The sequence below is a fragment of the Lysinibacillus sp. NPDC097279 genome (assembly GCF_044761745.1).
GTDB lineage: Bacteria > Bacillota > Bacilli > Bacillales_A > Planococcaceae > Lysinibacillus.
On the sequence record NZ_JBIWDA010000005.1, the window covers coordinates 39,719 to 54,121 of the forward strand.

The 14,403-nt window shown below is 37.1% G+C and carries 19 protein-coding genes and 1 riboswitch; of the genes, 10 read left to right on the plus strand and 9 right to left on the minus strand.

What is annotated here, in order from left to right; all coding sequences use genetic code 11:
• Window positions 1-26 precede the first annotated feature (26 nt).
• Together ACIQ1H_RS18040 and ACIQ1H_RS18045 are read right to left on the minus strand one after the other, a co-directional pair.
• Window positions 27-764, minus strand: a complete 738-nt coding sequence (locus ACIQ1H_RS18040; protein WP_402890633.1) for a cyclase family protein — start codon at window positions 762-764, stop codon at window positions 27-29.
• A gap of 249 nt (window positions 765-1,013) precedes the next feature.
• Window positions 1,014-1,115, minus strand: a riboswitch (SAM riboswitch).
• Window positions 1,116-1,223: 108 nt separating this feature from the next.
• Window positions 1,224-1,529, minus strand: a complete 306-nt coding sequence (locus ACIQ1H_RS18045) for a YuzC family spore coat inner layer protein (RefSeq protein WP_402890635.1) — start codon at window positions 1,527-1,529, stop codon at window positions 1,224-1,226.
• A 455-nt stretch (window positions 1,530-1,984) separates the two neighbouring features.
• Here ACIQ1H_RS18045 and ACIQ1H_RS18050 point away from each other — a divergent pair, with 455 nt between their 5' ends.
• The 3 genes from ACIQ1H_RS18050 to ACIQ1H_RS18060 all read left to right on the plus strand — a co-directional run bounded on the left by ACIQ1H_RS18050 (window position 1,985) and on the right by ACIQ1H_RS18060 (window position 3,376).
• A complete protein-coding gene (locus ACIQ1H_RS18050) occupies window positions 1,985-2,428 on the plus strand; it encodes a VOC family protein (RefSeq protein WP_173479299.1) in 444 nt (147 codons plus the stop codon).
• Between the two features lie 69 nt (window positions 2,429-2,497).
• Window positions 2,498-3,109: a methyltransferase domain-containing protein gene (locus ACIQ1H_RS18055; RefSeq protein ID WP_402890638.1), complete on the plus strand. Its 612-nt coding sequence runs from the start codon at window positions 2,498-2,500 to the stop codon at window positions 3,107-3,109.
• 108 nt (window positions 3,110-3,217) lie between these two features.
• A complete protein-coding gene (locus ACIQ1H_RS18060; protein WP_173479301.1) occupies window positions 3,218-3,376 on the plus strand; it encodes a DUF1540 domain-containing protein in 159 nt (52 codons plus the stop codon).
• Window positions 3,377-3,414: 38 nt separating this feature from the next.
• On the opposite strand, the gene ACIQ1H_RS18065 is transcribed toward ACIQ1H_RS18060, so the two are convergent.
• On the minus strand, window positions 3,415-3,666 hold the full coding sequence (locus ACIQ1H_RS18065) for a group-specific protein (protein WP_370635696.1): 252 nt from the start codon (window positions 3,664-3,666) through the stop codon (window positions 3,415-3,417).
• Between the two features lie 139 nt (window positions 3,667-3,805).
• On the opposite strand from ACIQ1H_RS18065, the gene ACIQ1H_RS18070 reads away from it, so the two are divergent.
• The gene (locus ACIQ1H_RS18070; protein ID WP_402890641.1) at window positions 3,806-4,351 is read left to right on the plus strand and encodes a histidine phosphatase family protein; all 546 of its coding nucleotides are present in this window, start codon (window positions 3,806-3,808) and stop codon (window positions 4,349-4,351) included.
• Window positions 4,352-4,406: 55 nt separating this feature from the next.
• Here ACIQ1H_RS18070 and ACIQ1H_RS18075 read toward each other — a convergent pair whose 3' ends face one another.
• From ACIQ1H_RS18075 to ACIQ1H_RS18085, 3 genes are all read right to left on the minus strand, one after another.
• Window positions 4,407-5,057 carry an SIMPL domain-containing protein gene (locus ACIQ1H_RS18075; protein WP_402890643.1) on the minus strand — a complete coding sequence of 217 codons (651 nt, stop codon included), beginning with the start codon at window positions 5,055-5,057 and terminating at the stop codon, window positions 4,407-4,409.
• Between the two features lie 35 nt (window positions 5,058-5,092).
• Window positions 5,093-5,395, minus strand: coding sequence for a YunC family protein (locus ACIQ1H_RS18080; RefSeq protein WP_173479305.1), 303 nt, complete (start codon window positions 5,393-5,395; stop codon window positions 5,093-5,095).
• Between the two features lie 102 nt (window positions 5,396-5,497).
• A complete protein-coding gene (locus tag ACIQ1H_RS18085; RefSeq protein WP_255639596.1) occupies window positions 5,498-5,620 on the minus strand; it encodes a hypothetical protein in 123 nt (40 codons plus the stop codon).
• Between the two features lie 434 nt (window positions 5,621-6,054).
• Here ACIQ1H_RS18085 and ACIQ1H_RS18090 point away from each other — a divergent pair, with 434 nt between their 5' ends.
• Window positions 6,055-6,726 (plus strand): polysaccharide deacetylase family protein, encoded by a 672-nt coding sequence (locus ACIQ1H_RS18090; RefSeq protein ID WP_402890991.1) that lies wholly within the window; start codon window positions 6,055-6,057, stop codon window positions 6,724-6,726.
• A gap of 74 nt (window positions 6,727-6,800) precedes the next feature.
• On the opposite strand, the gene ACIQ1H_RS18095 is transcribed toward ACIQ1H_RS18090, so the two are convergent.
• Window positions 6,801-7,058, minus strand: coding sequence for a hypothetical protein (locus ACIQ1H_RS18095; protein WP_173479307.1), 258 nt, complete (start codon window positions 7,056-7,058; stop codon window positions 6,801-6,803).
• A gap of 108 nt (window positions 7,059-7,166) precedes the next feature.
• On the opposite strand from ACIQ1H_RS18095, the gene ACIQ1H_RS18100 reads away from it, so the two are divergent.
• The 5 genes from ACIQ1H_RS18100 to ACIQ1H_RS18120 all read left to right on the plus strand — a co-directional run bounded on the left by ACIQ1H_RS18100 (window position 7,167) and on the right by ACIQ1H_RS18120 (window position 12,354).
• On the plus strand, window positions 7,167-7,958 hold the full coding sequence (locus ACIQ1H_RS18100; protein WP_402890647.1) for a DUF2268 domain-containing putative Zn-dependent protease: 792 nt from the start codon (window positions 7,167-7,169) through the stop codon (window positions 7,956-7,958).
• 120 nt (window positions 7,959-8,078) lie between these two features.
• Window positions 8,079-8,591, plus strand: a complete 513-nt coding sequence (locus tag ACIQ1H_RS18105) for a DNA-deoxyinosine glycosylase (protein ID WP_402890648.1) — start codon at window positions 8,079-8,081, stop codon at window positions 8,589-8,591.
• Between the two features lie 138 nt (window positions 8,592-8,729).
• Window positions 8,730-9,275, plus strand: coding sequence for a transporter (locus ACIQ1H_RS18110; RefSeq protein WP_402890650.1), 546 nt, complete (start codon window positions 8,730-8,732; stop codon window positions 9,273-9,275).
• Between the two features lie 479 nt (window positions 9,276-9,754).
• Complete coding sequence (gene abc-f / locus ACIQ1H_RS18115; protein WP_402890655.1) at window positions 9,755-11,386, plus strand: ribosomal protection-like ABC-F family protein; 1,632 nt, start codon at window positions 9,755-9,757, stop codon at window positions 11,384-11,386.
• Between the two features lie 158 nt (window positions 11,387-11,544).
• Window positions 11,545-12,354: a hypothetical protein gene (locus ACIQ1H_RS18120; protein WP_402890658.1), complete on the plus strand. Its 810-nt coding sequence runs from the start codon at window positions 11,545-11,547 to the stop codon at window positions 12,352-12,354.
• A gap of 48 nt (window positions 12,355-12,402) precedes the next feature.
• On the opposite strand, the gene ACIQ1H_RS18125 is transcribed toward ACIQ1H_RS18120, so the two are convergent.
• Both ACIQ1H_RS18125 and pdxR read right to left on the minus strand, forming a co-directional pair.
• A complete protein-coding gene (locus ACIQ1H_RS18125) occupies window positions 12,403-12,897 on the minus strand; it encodes an SRPBCC family protein (RefSeq protein ID WP_402890660.1) in 495 nt (164 codons plus the stop codon).
• 35 nt (window positions 12,898-12,932) lie between these two features.
• Window positions 12,933-14,324 (minus strand): MocR-like pyridoxine biosynthesis transcription factor PdxR, encoded by a 1,392-nt coding sequence (pdxR, locus tag ACIQ1H_RS18130; protein WP_402890663.1) that lies wholly within the window; start codon window positions 14,322-14,324, stop codon window positions 12,933-12,935.
• Between the last annotated feature and the right edge of the window lie 79 nt (window positions 14,325-14,403).

The following is a 14,403-nucleotide window of genomic DNA, read 5'->3' on the forward strand; positions in this document are numbered from 1 at the left end:
TTGAGGCAGACCATTTTTATTTAAATTTAAGGCAAAATAGCAAATGAACGCACAGGGAATCCAGAAGCTTTTTCAGGCTTTGGCACAATATTGAAAATGACTGCCCCTTTGGCTGGTAGCTTATCTAAATTTGTCATCAGTTCAATTTGATATGTATCCTGATCTAGTACAAAATATTCGCCATCTAACGTACCATTTTTACGGAAATCCGCCGCTGAATCTGTATCGAATGTTTCATGACCGATGGCACTGATTTTCCGTTCTGTAAATAAAAACTGCAACGCTTCTAATCCCCAACCTGGAATATGGTTATGACCGTCTTTATCTTTATTATTGAACAAGTCCTTATCTGGCCAACGTTTACTCCAATCAGTGCGCAGTGCAACAAATGTACCTGCTTCAATTTCTCCATATTGTGCTTCAAAATCTAAAATATCTTGTACGCTTAACGTCAAGTCATTGTTCAATTCTGCTTCCTTGGACTTATCTATAACAATAAGCGGAAGGACAAGTTCTTTTAATTCTAATTCGTCTAAGTAGCGCGTATTTGCAACAAAATGAATAGGTGGATCAATATGCGTTCCATATTGCCCGGGAAACGTAAATTGTTGTGCAAAAAAGCCGTCATTATGGGAAAATAGCGTTTCAAATTTTGCATCTTCAAACATAAAGAAATGAGGAGAGTCTGGCCCGAATGTATGTGTTAAGTCGACCCATTGCTTAGTTTTTAATAGCTGTAATGCTTGTAAAAGTTCATTTGTCATTTTTATTCCCTGCTTTCTTAATTATGAGTGGTGAAACAATTGCGTCATTAAATACGAACATCGAAGTGAAAAAAGAATGATTATTCCCATCATTACGCTTCAGGCGAACCTTTCGCGGACAAGCTCAAGCCTACTACATTCAAAAGTTCATAATTTTTCTTAGAAAAACTAATAGGAAATTACCCATTAATAAAAATAAAAAAAGAGCCCTACTTGTAGAAGAGGACTCTCGTGTAACTGAAGTCAGTCTTCTCATCTTTTGGTGAATTTCACCATTTGGAATTAGCACCATGCCTAAGACTGGTTGCTGAGACTTCATAGGGCCAATCCCTCCATCTCTCTTGATAAGAAAAATATATGAATTTTCAGAAATAGTAATACCAAATACTTTAGCATACTTATAAATAGTTTACAAGTTCTATAGGAGTGCATGGTTATAAAAATAAGATGCCTTCTTTCTTACCAATATAATATGACCGCGATACTACAGCACCCACCTTCTGATAAAACAATTCGAATATTGTCTGGCGTATATTTCGCTTCGAATTTCGCTGTAACACCTGCAGAAGAAATGAGTTTTTGGACTTCATCTTGCTTGGAAAGCTGTGCGGCATTTTTAAGATCATGGGCAAACTGATCGGACCCTTCAATTTTCTCTGTTAATAATTGGGCCTGCTGCATAATCGGCTGAATTTGTTTGGCAGATGTCTTCAACTTCAATGTATTAATAGGCGGGTACTGATTTGGGTTTGGAGATGTGGGCATCGCAAGCTGTCCAGGCAAATGGTGGGGGAAAGGCGAATTAGCAACGCCCCAATTTGGATATTGATGTACATAAACATAATACGGATAAGGATTGTAATACAGCAGAATTCCTCCAATCTATAGCTAATATCTTAGTGTATCTTATGTAGAGGCATTCTATTTTGTGTTGAAGTAGCCCGTTCTTATCGAACAAAGCTTAGCGTAGTCCTCTTTTTATATATGTTGCAATGAATGTAAAAAAAGTCCGGAACGAGGATGATATTATTTTTATCAGAAAAAATGGCAATCGAAATGGCTGAAATAAAGATGTTTGAATCGAGACAATAATGCAATGTGTGCAGCCATGTAGCAATTTGATAATGCGTATACAGTAATGGCAATAGCATAAAGCAAAAAGGATTTGCCACAAGAAAGGGAGAATATGTAATAGATACTGTAGAAAAGGGGAAGATGGGATGAATCGTTTAAATTTAATTACATTAGGTGTGAAAAATATGGTTGAATCGTTGGCATTTTATCGTGATGGGCTTGGGTTCGAAGTAGTTGTCTATGGGGATGAAGCAAATCCAGATGTTATTTTCTTTAATAATGGAGGAACTAAAATATCTCTTTTCCAAATTGATCGCTTAGTAAAGGATATAAATGAAGCGAATCCACCAACTGTAGGTAATGGCTTTAATGGTATTACGCTTGCCTACAATGGAAAGTCTAAAGAGGAAGTCGATGAAGTATTTTTGTTAGCAAAAAAAGCTGGAGCAAACATTGTAAAGGAGCCTGAAACAGTGTTTTGGGGAGGTTATAGTGGCTATTTTCAAGATCCAAACGGCTTTTATTGGGAAGTGGCATACGGTGATATGTGGGAATTTGATGAAAACGATATGTTAATTATTAAACAATAGATTGGCGGTGCTTTGATGAAATTTTGTCAAAGCACATTTAGATAAACTAGATATAGAGGAGACAGTAGAGTGAAACCATTTTGGGAGAAAGACTACTTAGCTGATACGCATTATGCTTTTGGTAATCCTAGTGAGGAAGTGGTTGAATGGGCAAAAACATTGCAAGCTGGGGCACGCATTTTAGATATAGGATGTGGTGATGGTAGGCATGCGGTCTATTTAGCGCAGCTTGGGTTTGAGGTGGAAGCTATCGATATTTCGGAGGCAGGTATTGCTAAAATCAATCGATACAAAGAGTTACACCAATTACATAGCTTACAAGCAATTGTCCAAGATGCTACGACATATGAGTTTAAACGTTCCTTTGATTTAATTATTTCGCATGGCTTGTTCCATTTTTTAGAGCGAGATGCGTGGCATAACATTATACAATCAATGCAAATACATACGAAGCAACAAGGAATAAATATTATTACCGTTTTCACTGATGAAGTAGAGATTCCAGAAGATTTAGCACCATTTATTAAAGGGATATGTAAAGAAGGCGAAATCAAAGAACTATATCATCGTTGGTCAATTCCATATTATCGTTCCTACCAATTTGAAGATGAGCATGATAACAATATTCAACATTGTCACGCAGCAAATAAATTAGTTGCCGTTAAAACTGACGAAAGATAAAGCAAGACAGTGCCTTTGTAACTTGAGGATATTTTTGGGTTTTATTTAAGTTAAGTATTGAAAACTCCGAATTTGTTAAAGATATAACAAAAGAGGAGGTGTGATACGATGGCACAACAAATTCTATGTGAAGTCAATAACTGCACGTATTGGGGCTCTGGTAATAAATGCACTGCAGAAGCTATTTACGTTGTAAGTCAAAAAGGTCAGCATGCATCGAATAGTGAAGAAACAGATTGCAAAACATTTACACCTGAAGAGCATTAATAGCGTTTGGGTAACCCTTAATGGGCTACCCTCTTTTTTCATAACTGATACATATCTACTTTGTCTTTTTTGAACAATAAAGTATGTGCAATTTTGACTTTTTCTTCTACATAATCTATTGAATAATTTCCATAAGCATCTGTTAAATCACCGATTGCACGAGATAAATTATCAATGACAGGTATTAATCTTTCGAGCTCATTCAGTTCTTTCCCTGCGTTCATCTCATCCATAATTTCATGAGCAAGATGTTGAATTTTCCGAAGGCGTTTGTTTTCAGCCTGCATCATATCCTCCTCTAAGCATCATCTTTTACACTGACTAAATATATGATGATTATGGGCAGTTCATGAGTAAATACATTTCCTTATAGTTGTTACAAATAGTAAAATGATCGGAATAATTTATTGGAATGCGGAGGGGAGTCAAATGAAGCGGATTTACGTAATTAGACATTGCGAAGCACAAGGCCAATTTTCTAATGCGCCTTTAACAGAAAGAGGACATGAGCAGGCTAAACGTTTAGCTGACTTTTTTTATACTTATAACATCGACCGAATTATTTCGAGTCCTTATTTACGTGCTATCCAATCCATTCAACTATTAAGTAAAAGAACAAACAAAAAAATTGAATTAGATGACCGACTTTCAGAGCGTACATTAAGCACGGATAATTTACCAGATTGGTATGAAAAACTTAAAATAACTTTTACTGATTTAGATTTGAAATATGAGGGTGGGGAGTCCAGTCAGGAGGCAATGACTCGCATCAAGAACGTTGTAAACGAAGTGGCTGAGAGAGGTACTGAACAGACGGTTATTGTCAGTCATGGCAATTTAATATCCTTGCTCGTAAAGAGTTATCAAAGTGACGTAGATTTTCAGTTTTGGCAAAGGCTCAGTAATCCAGATGTCTATCAAATAAGCTATATTCAAAACGAAGCGGTGATTGAACGTATTTGGAACGATCATTAATAGAAAAGATGCCAGACTTCATTATGATAAATGGAGTCTGGCTTTGTTGTACTGCTTAGTATTGAAATGTAACGCGAACAGCGGCACTGATGGTGAGCTGTCCTTGTTCAATGGGCGTTACCATTGATGAATCTGCCATTGCCATCGATTTATATAGCACAGGGCCATTTTCGTTTTCTTCAACAATTTCTATCGGTTGAGGATGCACAGATAATTGCATCGTCTGTGCTATTGTATTAGCCTTCATTTGTGCATTATGAAGTGCTAAGCTAAGTGCCTGCTGATAGTATACATCTGCATTATCAATTTTAAATTGGATAGAGGATATACGATTTGCGCCATTTTCTACAGCCGTATCAATAACAACCCCTACAAGATTAGTGTCAGGCACTTTTACTGTTATGGCGTTTGTCACCTCATAGCCTTTAAACACCTGTTTACCATCTACATAATCATAAAGAGGCGCAATCGAATAGGTGGCAGTTTGAATATTTTCTCTTGGAATAGATAGTGCCAAGATGGATTGAATTACACGATTCATAATGCTAGCATTTTCTTGCTGTGCTTGCTGCACATTTTCCCCTTGCGTAGATACTTCAATTTGAAGTTGCACATAACTGGCATTAGCCACTACTTTTCCGTTGCCTGTTACAGTCATTATGCGCGATGCAGGGAGCGATTGTGCATTTGTCTGTGTGAAATACATTTAATACCACCTCCCGACTGGGCTCTAGTCGTGTTTTAAATCATTTTTAATAATGCTTCTACTCCAGTCATTCCTGCAAAAATGCCTAGTTGTTCAGCCTCAAATGTAACGGATTCGAGAGGGGCTGTTAATAGCTCATCGATCGTTTTTACTCCAACCGCTCGACCTGCAATAATTTTCCGATCTAATAAGCGGCTATTTAAAAGACCGACATCTAATGCACCACACATGATGTAGCCCGTATCATTTGAAATAGTTAGTAGTGTCGTTTTTGGTAAATGTACAATTACAGCAGTGAAAAAATGACCTTTAATCATAATAGGTTCAATCGTCACCATGAACATCACACTCCTTTTCTCTCTATACATATGGCAATAGATAAAAAGGTGTTCGGTATTTCCACTAAAAAATTGTGTGTGAATTGTTTGGGTGCCTGACACTTATCTTGTGTAAGAAAGCAATGCTGTTTGTTGTATATTTTTTAACGCTAATGTAGCCTCAGCTTGCGTAGTGTACTCGAACATACGGTATGTATCTTGTTCAAAAACAGTAATAACCCACATGTATAATATCCCCTTTCGCCCAAATTTGTAATATAACAGTTTTTCAATTGTTTGTAGTTGTTATATATCAGATATGCCCCTTATTTTACACCGATTTTTTAAAAAATAAAGTGTAAAATGAAAGGTTTCACATTTCGTTCAAAAATTGACGCGGTTTTCGTGAAAATTATTTAGAAATAAGGATGTGGAAAATGTTTAGATAAAGAAAGTTAGTAAAGTATGCGAAAAACGTTTATTAAACGATTTTTCAACATAATGTTTTATCGCGTATCAGTAAAATCAGGCAGTCTTTTTGAAGAATAAATTTGACGTGTTTCGTAAATAGTAAGATGAGCTGTAATATGCAATTAATTGTGGGAGGTGATACTGTGATACGTAAAAATGTATTGTTTTTGACGGCTTGCTTTTTATTCATTTCTATATGTTTTACGGAAATGAGTACCTCTGCAGAAAAAGGGCGTAGTGAATATGAGGAGACTGGTGAGGTTGTATGGGATATTAACACAAAGGATAAAATTGTAGCCTTAACCTTTGATGATGGACCTGATCCGAAATATACCTCTCAGGTGCTAGATATTTTAGCTAAGTATGAAGCAAAGGGGACCTTTTTTATTATTGGTCAAAATGCAGAAAAGTATCCAGATGTTGTGTCAAGAACTTATAAAGAGGGACATGAACTAGCCAACCATACTTACACGCACCCCTTCAAAGTTTCTGTTTCTAAATTACAGGATGAATTACAGCGGACAAACGAAATGATTAGTAATATTACTGGTTTTTCGCCTGTTTTATTTCGCCCTGTAGGTGGTAACTATAACGATAAAATAATTAATACAGCTGTAAAAAATGGTTACCAGGTCGTTATGTGGTCTTGGCATCAAGATACACAAGATTGGAAAGAACCAGGAGTAAATAAAATAGTCCAAAAAGTGCTTGGTGGAACAAGGCCAGGGGATGTTATTTTATTTCATGATGGAGGCGGCAACCGCACACAAACAATTAAAGCCCTAGAAGAAATAATCCCAACATTAAAAAAACAGGGCTATACATTTGTAACAGTATCGGAATTAATTGAAAGAAAACAGCAACAAGAGAAAGTCCAATAAAAAATAAGCCATTTCAAAAATATTGAAATGGCTTATTTTTCGGTTATATTAAACATGTATTTGAGGTATTTAAACTAGAAAAATAATAAAGGTGCTAATGCAATTCCGGCAATTGCACCAAGTGCGATACCAACGCCAAACCCTGGTCCTCCGAAACCCCAACCCCAAAATCCTAAACCAAATCCTCTATTTTGTCTATCAGGTAGAATCCATACCTGTCTTCTATCCACTTTAGTTATTTCTCCGACATGAACATTCCCAGATGTATCAGTAATTCTTACACGTTTACCGTGATATTTACAGCAAAGATTATAGCATTCAGCTGGATTCACAGAATCTCCTCCTTTCTTAGTCCTTACAAGATAATATATGCCGTTGGTTACAACCATCACTAGCCGAATGTCTATTGGAAACATAAGCTACTGCAAGGGGGTGAACGTATGTCAGTCATATCAACTGATGATTGGCTTTACGAGTTAAAGACTAGTCAAAAGTTAAAAGACAGGAGAGATTTTGAAGAGTTGCAACGTACTATTCTTTGTAGCCGATTACTAGAACATTTCAATGGTGGAACACCGCACGAAATACAGTTTGAGTTACAGCAACAAGGCCTTTTTCGCGCGCATGAAAAAATTAATATTAAGAAGTTACAGGATCAAAAAACTTGGGATATTGTTCAAGAAGAATATTATTATTTAAAGAAACAGTGGAACGGTCCAAATATTCCAATCTATATTTTCCCGATAACGCAAGAGCAAACCATTACAAATAAAAATGGTGTTGCTTATCCAGATGCATTATTTTTATTTATAGGAGAGCTAGAAAGGGAAGAACTTAAAGCATTATTTGCACATGAGTACAATCATGTTTGCCGACTGCACTACTTAAACAAATCGCTACAAGAAGTAACGCTATTAGATTCCATAATTTTAGAAGGCTTAGCTGAATGTGCAGTAGAGGAAATTTACGGGTCTAAATGGTTAGCGCCTTGGCTGGGAGATTATACGTTGCAAAAGATGCTAGCGATTTGGAAGGATGATTTTGTGCCCAATATCCATGTCCAAGGCTTACACAATCATGTTGAATTTTTATATGGTGGGAAGCTTCCACCGTTGATCGGATATTGCATTGGTTATGAAATTGTCAAAACATCTATTCAAAAACATACGGCGCAAGAGCTTCTTAATGAAAGTTCAAAAAACATACTGACAGGCTCCGTATTTCCGTTATAACGCCAAAACCCAGTTGTCGATGCTTGCATTGACAACTGGGTTTGTAATTAGATAGTGATCGTCTTTTACATACGACCGTTCTAAAACTTTACGCTACAATAAAAGAAAGGAGTGATGGCTATGTCAGATGAAGTAAAAAATGTATTGCCACCTGTAATTGATGTCACAACAAAAGTGCTGATTGTCGGTTCAATGCCAGGAAAGCAATCATTAGAGAAGCAACAATACTATGGCAATCCACGCAATCACTTTTGGTCTATTATTGGGGAAATTTTAAAGCAAGAAATACCTGTAGATTATAGTGAGCGAATAGCGTTGTTAAAGGAAAATCATATTGGACTGTGGGATACAATCGAATCATGTGAGCGGAAGGGCAGTTTAGATGCAGCCATTAAAAATGAAAAACCGAATGATTTTAAAACACTTTTTATACGTTATCCAAATATCAAACTTGTGCTTTTTAATGGTGGTAAAGCATTTGAAGTGTTTAAAAAACATATTGGCTTTGAAGTTTTAGACGGGCGAGCATATCAAAAGATGCCATCGACAAGCCCAATCCCAGGCAAAAATATTAAAACATTTGATGAAAAACTCGAGGATTGGCAAGTGATGCAATCGTACTTAGCACAATAAAAGCTTAAACGTATGAACATAGCTTTTATGGCGAAAAAGTAAATGGTTAAGTAAAGACTAAATTGATGAATAGGCTAATGGCTCAATCAGCAATTGCCCTTACACATATATTGAAATATGTAAAAGGGGGAGTTTGCATTGAATATATTTCCTAATGATGATTTAGGGGAAAGACGTTTACCACCTAACTTTGGTCCACCAAATTTCGGTCCGCCGAATATGGGACCACCTAACTTTGGCCCACCTAATTACGGTCCGCCGAATATGGGACCACCTAACTTTGGCCCGCCTAATTTCGGTCCACCGAATATGGGACCACCTAACTTTGGTCCACCAAATTTCGGTCCGCCGAATATGGGACCACCTAACTTTGGCCCACCAAATTTCGGTCCACCGAATATAGGACCACCTAATTACGGCCCTCCATCTACTGGACAAATGCCAACGAGTGCTCCACCAAGTTTTTCGCCAGCTATGCCTGCATGGCATGGAGGATCTAGTGGTATTCAAAGATGTTTATTTAGGAATACTTTTATATGGACGAGAAATGGAAGAAATTTCTGGTTTTTCCCAACGGTTATTGGTAGGGAAGTTATCGCAGGATTCCGCTGGAGCAGTAGATCTGGCTGGCGCTTCAGTACAATTTTGCGGGATAACATCCTCGCATTCGAATGTTTTAGATAAGGGACTTTTATTGCGAGGGATTCGTCGATTTAACGAGATGAATCCCTTTTGATTGTAGTGAACATAGTGCCCTTTTCGAAAATATAGAGAGAAATTTATGATAATTATTCTGTTTTTGAGCAATTGATGTTACAATTATTGTAACTAAAGATGAAGGGACGATGGGTGGCTGATGATTAACTAATCTTATTTTTTGCACATGAAATGTATATTTCAATGAACCAAAAATAGGATTAGTCTGCCCATTTTCCATAAGTGTAACGATACAGGCATAACCGCTGACTATCGTTAACCGTATACTTAAAACGCATATTTCCCCGTTAAAATTTCTTTAATGGGGTGTAGCTTTTTTAGTATTGGATCATCTCATAAACGAGGCTCTATGTTGGAGCTTTTTTATGTATGATATTTCGCGACTAATCCTTCCAAAATAATTGGAGGGATTTTTTTGTCCCTCTATACGGAGAGGAACGGATAAAATGAAAGAATTTTTAAAATTACAGAATGTACAGTATGAAGTGAATGATACACTAATTTTTGAAAATGTGAACGCTACGGTAAAACAAGGTGAAGTCATTGGCATAATCGGTAAAAATGGTGCTGGAAAATCGACATTATTACAGCTCATTCAAGGCATACTAACTCCTACAACAGGGCAGCTATTGTGGTTACAGCAAATCAAAATAGCTTATGTAGAGCAAGAGCAAGCAGCTATTGAAAATGGGGAAGTAAGTGCAGAGGAAGCCAATTTACTAGCGAAATGGCATGTGCCAAACACAGAGTTTACCGCTTTAAGTGGGGGCGAAAAGCTGAAAAGGCGACTAGCACGAGGCTTTTCACAGCATGCGCAATTACTATTATTGGATGAACCGACAAATCACTTAGATGAAGCAAGTACAGCACTGCTAATTGCCCAAGTAAAAAAATATGGCGGTACAATTATTGTCGTGTCACATGACCGTTATTTTTTAGATGAAGTTGCCACGAAAATATGGTCATTGGAAGACGGTAAATTGCATGAGCATAGTGGGCATTATACAAGTTATATGGCGGCTAGAGAGCAGCAACGATTAGCACAGCAACGTGCCTATGAAAAACAGCAAAAGAACATTGAACGTATTGAAGCACAGATGAATGAGCTTTCGTCGTGGTCGCATAAGGCACATGCGCAATCGACGAAGCAAGAGGGTGTGAAGGAGTTTTATCGAGTTAAAGCTAAACGAATGGATGCGCAAGTGAAATCAAAGAAAAAACGATTGGAAAAGGAATTAGCAAAAAATAAAGTTGAACAACTTAAGCAAGAAGAGGAAGTACGATTTTCAGTAGAAACAAGCCAACGGGTAGGAAAACGATTTTTAGAGTGTAAGCATGTAACAAAATCTTTTCACCATCGTCTTATATTGAAAGATGTAAATATGACAATTAAATTTGGCGAAAAGATTGCGATTACTGGTCCAAATGGTAGCGGGAAAACGACTTTATTGAAAGTGCTGACAGGGCAAGAAAAAGCAGATGGGGATATATGGATTTCTCCTGCTGCCAATATTGGCTATTTAACGCAGGACGTATTTGATTTGCCGCTTGAACTGACGCCAGAGCAATATTTTTACAAGGAGACGTTCGAGGAAAGAGGTAAAGTCCGCAATGTCATGAAACATTTAGGGTTTACAGCGAGTCATTGGACAGCGCCTATTGGCAATATGAGTATGGGTGAGCGTGTGAAGTGTAAGCTTATGGCCTATATATTAGAGGAAAAAAACGTTCTCATTTTAGATGAGCCAACGAACCATTTAGATTTGCCTTCACGAGAGCAATTGGAGAAAACATTGGAGCTGTATACAGGTACATTGCTTGTTGTTTCACACGATCGTTATTTTCTAGAAAAAACGACGAACATTGTTTGGGAGCTTAAAAATAATGGCATGGAAAGAAAATGGAGAGAGAGTGCACCTCCACAAGTCAATGATACGAGCGCACTACGATTAACGCTTGAAAATGAAAGACAAGAAATACTCGGCAAATTGAGCTTTCTAACGGCAAAGGATAAAGAATATGCAATGCTTGATCGAAAGTTTAATGACTTAACGAAGCAAATTAACGAACTTCGTTAGTTTCACGTTTAAGAGAGAAAAGAGTGGGGAAAATAAACATGATTCAGCAGAAATTCTCGCATTTATAATGTGGGGAAAACGGGCTTATATCATAGGTTTTTCAAACAAATAAAAAACGCCAAAGCGTAATTGATATAAAGCCAAAGAGGGGTGTCTAGATGAAAAAATTACTTTTTACAAGCTTACTCACGATTAGTATGCTAAGCGCATGTACTACAAATGAGGATGAGAAAGTGAACGAGCAAGACCAAACACAGCAAAACGATACACAAGAAGAGCAGCAATCGAATGAAAATGAGCATGCAACAACTGAATCAAATGGTGAAGACACTGTTTCTTCTGTAACACAGGCAGAAGCATTAAAAACGATAAAAGAGCAGCTTGGCACAGAACTGGCGGTTGTAATGCCAAATAATCTTCCGCTTACAAAGGGGAATTTTTTAACGGCAACAACGAATGGCACAGATACACAGGCTGAAATACTATTTCTAGAAAGCAAAGAATATATTCCTGTTAATGATGTGAAGCTAAAAAATGCTTCAGCTGCTACACCGATTGCCAAGCTTACTGTAAAGCTATTTGACAGTGTTGATGAAGCAAGCAAACAAATTGCTTATGAAGACTATAGTAAAAATGGTGGGCAACAAGTAGCGCTCGGCTACAATATTAATGGCTACCAAGATGCAGGCGCTGGCTCGTTATGGACTGGCTGGAATGAAGGAAGATGGGCCATTGCTACTCATACCCGAACAGATAATCCAGACGCTGGAGTAGATTTAGCGAAACAAGCAGTAGAATATTTAGAATCCCATACGCTTCCGATTCCACATGAAAACGGCATGGTACATTTAGACGTCTATGAATCAGGAAACTTAATCGTATGGCAAGATGGAAAACTAGTCTATACCCTTGATTCGATTAAGGATCCAATGAAGGCATTAGCAATTGCATCAGTCTTTAATCAATAAATAAAATTCCTTGAGCGGTAATTGCGCTCAAGGAATTTTTTTGTTTATTTACTTTTCAGCCTCATCTACTAGTAGCGTATACTCTGCTACTCTATTTTGCCATGCTTCCATTGGAAACTCCTTATGCACAATACCGTTTAATAGGTCCGACAATTGCTCCAAGCAAATATGCCAACCCGCTAAATCTTTAGGTGTATGGTCAGATAGCTGACCAATTGTTTCACGCAAACTTAATATAGAGCCATCACTAGTTGGCGATAGCATAAAGCGTACACTATCCTTGCCCCATTCAAACTCTAGTACCTCCTGCTCCATATAATCCGTAATCGCCATCTCTATAAAGGCATCTGTTCCATCATTCATATTAAAACGCATGTTACCATTTTTCTTAAGGTCAACCATTTCTAAATTGCTCATCCATTTTTGAAGTTTGCCATTGTCTGTTAGTACCGCCCAAACTTCACTAATTGCATGTGACAATGGGCAAGTAAATTGAGCGCTATAGCCTGATTGGTGTTTTTGAATGGTAGCTAGAGCTAGCATAAATATCCTCCTTGTATTTAAGACTATTTGACCTTTTATTTAGGAAAGACTGCTTGGAATAATCGAGTCACGCCTTCTTGTATTTCATCTTTCTTTAAATGGCCAAATCCTAAAATAATTCGATTGTTATGGTTTCCTTTACTAATGGAATGATCTTCAACTGGATATACTTTCACCCCAAAGTGTTCAATTTTATCAAGTAGTGCTCTTGAGAAGTTGATGTTTTGTATTTCCACAACAAGGTGCAAACCTGTAGAAAAGCCTAAAATTTTTATTCGATTTGAAAAGGTTGTATGTAAACAATCGATAAGAAAATCTCTATTGTTTTTATAATACTTCTTCATTTTTGCAATATGTCGCTCTAAGTATCCCTCTTTAATAAAGTGAGCTAGAATTAGCTGTTCCACAGAAGGCGTATGTAAATCAGAGAACCATTTAAGTTGACGGCATTTCTCAACAAGGTCTATTGGAAGAACCAAATAGCCAATTCTTAATGCTGGCGAGAGAATTTTACTAAACGATCCAACGTAAAGAACACGATTGGGGTCTAATCCTTGTAAGGAGTTTACGGGAGGACCTTCATATCTAAATTCGCTATCATAGTCATCTTCCACCAAATAACATTGTTTTTGTCTTGCATAGTTTATTAACTGAATCCTGCGTTGGATTGGTAAAGTACCCCCTAATGGAAACTGATGAGAAGGGGTAATAAAGACGAATTTTGGCTGTTGATTATGTGGTAATAAGGATGTTCTCATACCAGATTGATCAACTGGAATTGCATAAATAGAAGCGCCAGAAGATGTAAATATTGTTTGAATATCATTTGTAATCGGATCTTCCATAATAGCGATATCATTTGCTGATAATAATAATCTAGCAATGATGGTTAATGCCTGAGTAGCACCAGAAGTTATGACTATTTGTTCTGGATGGCATTCGACACCTCTTGTCCGCAATAAATAGTTGGCTAATACATCCCTCAATTCGTATCGACCTTCAGGTAGGTCGTAACCGAAAAGTGTTGGATTCGTATCATTCCATATACGATGAGATAATTTTGCCCATGTTTTACGCGGAAATAAACTTAACGCAGGAATGCCTGAACGAAAATCAATTTTCATTTCTTCCTTTTTTTCTTCCGTTCTGTTCTTTAATACAACTTTGTTAGATTGAGTTAATAAGGCACCATCTGCAACAAATGTACCAGAACCTCTATAGGAGACTATAAATCCTTCTGCTATTAGTTGATCATAAGCTTCTAATATTACATTTCTAGACACACTTAACTCGGAACAGAGTTTACGTGTTGATGCCAACCTCTCGCCACCTTGTAAAGTGCCATTTAAAATTTTTTCACGAATTTGTTGATAGACCTGTTTATTTAAAGGTATATCTAATGCTCTATTTATTGGTATCCACAGCATGTTTATTCGTCTCCTTCTTCAAATTGGTACCGTTAAAAAGTATAGTAAGTGGTTCTATTTTTACCAATATTACCATGAT

Excerpts from the sequence above, each read along its gene's own strand:
- ACIQ1H_RS18050 (WP_173479299.1), top strand. The coding sequence starts at position 1,985 with ATGAATCGTTTAAATTTAATTACATTAGGTGTGAAAAATATGGTTGAA.
- ACIQ1H_RS18080 (WP_173479305.1), bottom strand. The coding sequence starts at position 5,395 with ATGGTGACGATTGAACCTATTATGATTAAAGGTCATTTTTTCACTGCT.
- ACIQ1H_RS18100 (WP_402890647.1), top strand. The coding sequence starts at position 7,167 with ATGTCAGTCATATCAACTGATGATTGGCTTTACGAGTTAAAGACTAGT.
- ACIQ1H_RS18070 (WP_402890641.1), top strand. The coding sequence starts at position 3,806 with ATGAAGCGGATTTACGTAATTAGACATTGCGAAGCACAAGGCCAATTT.
- ACIQ1H_RS18105 (WP_402890648.1), top strand. The coding sequence starts at position 8,079 with ATGTCAGATGAAGTAAAAAATGTATTGCCACCTGTAATTGATGTCACA.
- ACIQ1H_RS18085 (WP_255639596.1), bottom strand. The coding sequence starts at position 5,620 with ATGTGGGTTATTACTGTTTTTGAACAAGATACATACCGTATGTTCGAG.
- pdxR (WP_402890663.1), bottom strand. The coding sequence starts at position 14,324 with ATGCTGTGGATACCAATAAATAGAGCATTAGATATACCTTTAAATAAA.
- ACIQ1H_RS18125 (WP_402890660.1), bottom strand. The coding sequence starts at position 12,897 with ATGCTAGCTCTAGCTACCATTCAAAAACACCAATCAGGCTATAGCGCT.
- ACIQ1H_RS18045 (WP_402890635.1), bottom strand. The coding sequence starts at position 1,529 with ATGCCCACATCTCCAAACCCAAATCAGTACCCGCCTATTAATACATTG.
- ACIQ1H_RS18060 (WP_173479301.1), top strand. The coding sequence starts at position 3,218 with ATGGCACAACAAATTCTATGTGAAGTCAATAACTGCACGTATTGGGGC.
- ACIQ1H_RS18065 (WP_370635696.1), bottom strand. The coding sequence starts at position 3,666 with ATGATGCAGGCTGAAAACAAACGCCTTCGGAAAATTCAACATCTTGCT.
- ACIQ1H_RS18090 (WP_402890991.1), top strand. The coding sequence starts at position 6,055 with ATGAGTACCTCTGCAGAAAAAGGGCGTAGTGAATATGAGGAGACTGGT.
- ACIQ1H_RS18120 (WP_402890658.1), top strand. The coding sequence starts at position 11,545 with ATGAAAAAATTACTTTTTACAAGCTTACTCACGATTAGTATGCTAAGC.
- ACIQ1H_RS18040 (WP_402890633.1), bottom strand. The coding sequence starts at position 764 with ATGACAAATGAACTTTTACAAGCATTACAGCTATTAAAAACTAAGCAA.
- ACIQ1H_RS18075 (WP_402890643.1), bottom strand. The coding sequence starts at position 5,057 with ATGTATTTCACACAGACAAATGCACAATCGCTCCCTGCATCGCGCATA.
- abc-f (WP_402890655.1), top strand. The coding sequence starts at position 9,755 with ATGAAAGAATTTTTAAAATTACAGAATGTACAGTATGAAGTGAATGAT.